The organism is Nitrospirae bacterium CG2_30_53_67 (genome assembly GCA_001873285.1).
GTDB lineage: Bacteria > CG2-30-53-67 > CG2-30-53-67 > CG2-30-53-67 > CG2-30-53-67 > CG2-30-53-67.
In genome coordinates, this window is sequence record MNYV01000106.1 from 1 (window position 1) to 3,853 (window position 3,853).

Annotated in this window: 2 protein-coding genes; both read left to right on the forward strand. The window is 53.9% G+C overall.

The features are described 5' to 3' along the window. Positions 1-673 precede the first annotated feature (673 nt). A complete protein-coding gene (locus AUK29_06685) occupies positions 674-2,395 on the forward strand; it encodes a hypothetical protein (GenBank protein ID OIP63433.1) in 1,722 nt (573 codons plus the stop codon). Between the two features lie 286 nt (positions 2,396-2,681). Then, entirely contained in the window at positions 2,682-3,626 is a 945-nt protein-coding gene (locus tag AUK29_06690; GenBank protein OIP63434.1) for a glycosyl transferase, read from the forward strand. The last annotated feature ends 227 nt before the right edge of the window (positions 3,627-3,853 follow it).

Consider the following 3,853-nt stretch of genomic DNA (forward strand, 5'->3'; position numbering starts at 1 on the left):
AACCACATCCGGGAACATGTTACCCCGGATGAGATAGTGTAGCACCCGCCCACGTGGGCGGGTGAGGATTGAAACAGATGAGTGCAGATTGCATTTATACAAGTGCAAAAGTAGCACCCGCCCACGTGGGCGGGTGAGGATTGAAACCACATCCGGGAACATGTTACCCCGGATGAGATAGTGTAGCACCCGCCCACGTGGGCGGGTGAGGATTGAAACTTAATAGAACCCCGGTCTAAACTGCTCCCGACCGGGTAGCACCCGCCCACGTGGGCGGGTGAGGATTGAAACGCCAATGATCGCCGCACAATGTTCCCCGCACGTGCGGGGATGAACCGAGGACAGGCCCGACCAGACAATCCACCCTTCGACAGGCTAAGGGTGACAATTGTCATGGTGAGCTTGTCGAACCATGGATTCCCCGATCCAGTCGGGGAATGACGCTCTTAGAGAAATATTTACCCATAAATTTGTCGCACACCATGAGGATTGAAACATCTTGATTTTGCTTCTCTGCACTGATAGATTAAGCGAAACAGACGCAGATGAAAAATGGATCTTATTTAAATCTCGAATCCGAATCTGGAAAATTTGTATAATGATTTAATATCTGGATTCCCTGTACCCACGGGTCATAGACGATCCACGTGGGGAATGACGTCTCTTGTTTCAAATGGAAACCTTGACGCACAACAACATAACGATCTTCTTTCTCTCTCTGGGTATCCTGCTGGCCTCGGCGCGGCTTCTCGGTGAGATCGCCCACCGGCTTCACCAGCCCGCCGTGCTCGGCGAGATTCTTGCGGGAATCCTCCTGGGGCCGACCGTCCTCGGATTCTTCGCGCCGGACGTGAGCGCCAACCTGTTCCCCAAGGGAGGCCCGGTCGCTGTCGGGATTGACAGCCTGACCACGCTCGCCATCGCCCTCTTTCTTCTGGTATCGGGAATGAAGGTGGATCTTTCCACGGTCTGGCGCCAGGGTCGTTCCGCCCTCACCGTCGGTATCACAGGCATTGCCGTTCCCTTTTTGATGGGCTTCTGCTCGGCCTGGGTTGCGCCGAAGCTTCTGGGGAGCGAACCCGGGGCGGATCCGCTGATCTTTTCACTCTTCTTCGCCACGGCTCTTTCGATCTCCGCTCTTCCTGTGGTGGCCAAGATCCTCATGGATATCAATATTTTTAAAACGGACCTCGGTATGATCATCGTGGCCGCTGCAATCTTCAATGACCTGATCGGATGGATCATCTTCGCTCTCATCCTCGGCATGATGGGGGGATCGAATTCAGGACCCGGCCTGTGGCAGACGATCTGGCTGACCTTGAGCTTTGTCGCCCTGATGCTGACTATCGGGCGATGGCTGATCGACCGCATTCTCCCCTGGGTCCAGGCGCACACAAGAGGGCCCGGCGGCATCCTGGGCTTTTGCATCTCGGTTGCCCTCCTGTGCGCCGCCTATACCGAATGGATCGGCATCCACGCAATCTTCGGCGCCTTCCTCTGCGGTGTGGCCCTGGGAGACTCGCCCCATCTGCGGGAACACACGCGTACCACGTTCGATCAGTTCATCTCCTTCATCTTCGCACCGCTCTTTTTTGCCAGCATCGGGTTGAAAGTCAATTTCATTCAAAACTTCGATTTCCCCCTTGTCCTCACCGTTCTTGTGATCGCCACGGCAGGAAAGGTCTTCGGCTGCGGGTTCGGGGCGATCTGGAGCGGACTGACGCGTAGAGAGGCATGGGCCATCGGTTTCGGCATGAACGCCAGAGGCGCCATGGAGATTATCCTCGGCCTCCTCGCCCTTCAAGCGGGGATCATCAGTGAACGCATGTTCGTGGCCCTGGTCATCATGGCCATATTGACATCCATGACAAGCGGAACGGCCATACAGAAGATCCTCCGCCGTAAGAAACCTCTCCGCGTCACCGATTTTCTCACACCCAAAGTCTTCATGAAAGACTTTGAAGCGCTGAACTCTCAGGAGGCCATCCGGAAGCTCTGTGCAGTCGCCTGCCAGGGGGCTGATCTTGACGATGAAGCTGCAAGCGAGGCCGTCTGGAAGCGGGAACAGATCGTCTCCACAGGCGTGGGAAACGGTGTGGCCATTCCCCACGCCCGCATCGACGTTCTGAAGCGGCCCCTCCTCGCCCTCGGTGTCGCCAAAAACGGCGTGGATTTCAACGCCCCGGACGGAGAGCCCGCCCGCCTGATTTTCCTGATTCTCATCCCCGGGCATGATCCCGAGTCGCAGCTCGAACTCCTCTCGGATATCAGCCGCACCTTTCTGGAGCCTGCCATGGTCAAGCGGGCGCTAAAAACGGAGAACTACACCGAACTGCTCGCCCTGATCAACACCGCCGAACCGGCGATACAGGACGGGTTTGTGACAAACTTATAGATAACCATTCTCTCGGAGAGCGTCATTCCCCGACCCCTTGATCGGGGAATCCATGGTTCGACAAGCTCACCATGACAATTGCCACCCTGAGCCTGTCGAAGGGTGGATTGTCCGGTCGAGCCGGACAATGACAAACATATGTAATCCTGATGTGTACCCATAAATTTGTCGCAGACCCGATTGTCCGGGGTGACTTGACAACCCAGCGGTCTCCTGATAAGGTTACATCCTCACAGCTTAGATTAACTAAATATAACCGGCTGGAATAAGCAACATCACGGTGGTCATGGACCCAAGAATTGCTGTATTGATCCCATGTTTTAATGAAGAGGCCGCAATCGAAAAGGTTGTCGGAGATTTCAGGGAGGTCCTGCCCCAGGCGGAAATCTATGTTTACGACAACAACAGCACGGATCATACCGCGGAGGCCGCCCGGAAGGCCGGAGCGTTCGTCAGGCATGAATCACACCAAGGCAAAGGATATGTGGTCCGCCGTATGTTCAGAGAGGTGGATGCGGATATTTACGTCATGGTGGATGGAGACGGCACCTATCCGGCCGATGGTGTCCATTCACTCATCCGGCCGGTTTCTTCGGGCAAGGCGGATATGTGTGTTGGAAGCAGGATAGCAGATAAAAACAGCGAGGCCTTCAGAACATTTCATGTCGCCGGGAACCATCTGGTAAAGAATGTCGTGAACCGGCTATTCGGATCAGATCTGTCCGATATTCTTTCCGGTTACCGCTGTTTCAATCACCATTTTGTGACCTCCATACCTCTGCTGAGCAGGGGGTTTGAGGTCGAAGTGGAAATGACGATCCAGGCGCTGGACAAGGGGCTGGTCATCCAGGAAATCGAGCTTCCCTACAGAGAGCGGCCTTCCGGAAGCTCGTCTAAACTTCGCACTTTCAGAGACGGATTTCTTGTGCTTTTGACCATATTTAATATTTTCAAGGATTACAAACCCCTTGCCTTTTTTTTCGCGGTCTCTATCCTTCTCCTCCTCCTGAGTCTTGTTCTTGGATGGAACGCCTTCCATGAATTTTCCGCTGACGGCTGGGTGATTCATCCTGCAGCCTCGGTTGCGGCCGCATGCCTGGCTGTCTTCTCCGTCGTTTCCCTGGTCACAGGCATTCTTCTGGATACGATTAACAGACGCTACAAAGAATTGTATGTTTTGATGACGCGCCGTTCTCCTGATTATAAGGATCATCTCCAAAAGAGTGGGTGAAAACATCAGGGGTCAAGGGGTCAAGGATTCCAGGGGTCAAGTGAAGTGCTCAAACACTACAAGGAGTTAAAGGAAGGGCCCCAGTCTTATCAATTATGCTTGGAGATTTACAAATTGCGAATTGGAGACACAAGTATTACTCGCTGGAGATCTTGGTTATATCAGGGATGAGAAGTTAATGAGACTCAAGAGGGATATCGAGGAGGTTGAGCGGATGCTCAAGGCAT